At 68.0% G+C, this 1,309-nt stretch carries 1 protein-coding gene; it reads right to left on the minus strand.

From position 1 onward, the window contains the following. A partial coding sequence (locus IG90_RS41065) for an IS4 family transposase (protein ID WP_033895095.1) occupies nucleotides 1–1,212 on the minus strand: 1,212 nt, incomplete at its 3' end. Nucleotides 1,213–1,309 lie beyond the last annotated feature (97 nt).

The following is a 1,309-nucleotide window of genomic DNA, read 5'->3' on the forward strand; positions in this document are numbered from 1 at the left end:
GAGGTCGATCCGGGTGTGGGCGATGATGCCGGCCGCACGGATGATCTGGTCACGTGCCGTGTTCAGCGCGATGGTGAATGCGGCGCGGTCGGGGTCGATGTCGGGCCGGTGCAGGACAGCGTCGCTCATCGCGGTGCGTAGTGCCTGGTAGGCGACCAGGAGTGCCCAGGTCTCCTGGGTGACGGCTGCCGGGTAGCGTCCGCGCAGGACTCTGCCATCGAGGATGGTCGATTTCAGCTCGCAGTAGCTGGTCTCGATTTCCCAGCGTTCGCGGTAGAGCCTGACCAGTGCGGTGGCGGGTGCCTCGTCCGGATCGAGCAGGCTGGTGACGAGCCGGTAGGTGCCATGGGTGACGGGGCGCTTGCCGGTGCTGTCGGTGGGGGTGAGAGTGATGGTGGCCTCGATGACGCGGACGGTGACTTCCCCTATGCGGGACAGGAACGTGCCGTCGGGCAGCCGGCGACGGATCGGCAGCTTGAGCGCTGTGGTGTGGGTCTTGGCGCGGATGAGGAAGTCCGCGCCGGTGGAGGCGACCGTGCTCACGAAGGCGGTGGCGGAGAAGTTCCGGTCGCCCAGCAGTAGCGTTCCGGGCCGTAGCGCTCCGGTCGTGCCCGCGGTGGTGGCCAGGTCGCGGGCGTAGGTCAGTTCGCCGGTCGCGTCGGTGCCGAAGACGGCGTCCAGGAGGGTTCGGGTCCCGCAGGCCACCAGCGTGACCAGACGCAGCATCGGGTATCCGGCCGGCCCGTTCTGTCCTGCCTTCGCCTTGGGGAATGCCAGGAGGTTCGCGGGTGTGTCCGGCAGGGCGATCTGGGTGCCGTCGATCGCGACCACCAGTCTGCCCGCGAACCGTGTCATCTGTGTCGCAGTCACCGCTGCGGGGCCTTTGACCAGGTCGAAGAGTGCTTTCAACGGTTTGGGGCCGACCCGTCGCATCGCGGCCGTGATCGATGAACCCGCCGGTACGGGCAGCGGCGCGGGCAGTGAGGCGGTCAGCCGGGACCAGATCCCGGTCCAGCCCAGGCCGGTGAACAGCGCGCCTGCGAGCAGGAGGTAGACCACCACCCGCGACGGCAGCCGCCGCACCCGCTGTTGCAGACCACCCGCGGATGCGAGTGCCTCGTCGACGAGATGGAACGGAACAACCTGGGTCAACTCGCCCAGGTGCCCCACGGCGAACACGCCGGGGGCATGCGTAATGACAGAATCGGACACTGCAGCCCTTGTGGAGGAACACGAGTCTTGGCGGACCCGAGAACCACTACAAGGGCTGCACCCGTATCACCAGCCGAAACGCCCAAAGTTGCGCCGC

The organism is Streptomyces anulatus (assembly GCF_000721175.1).
GTDB lineage: Bacteria > Actinomycetota > Actinomycetes > Streptomycetales > Streptomycetaceae > Streptomyces > Streptomyces anulatus_C.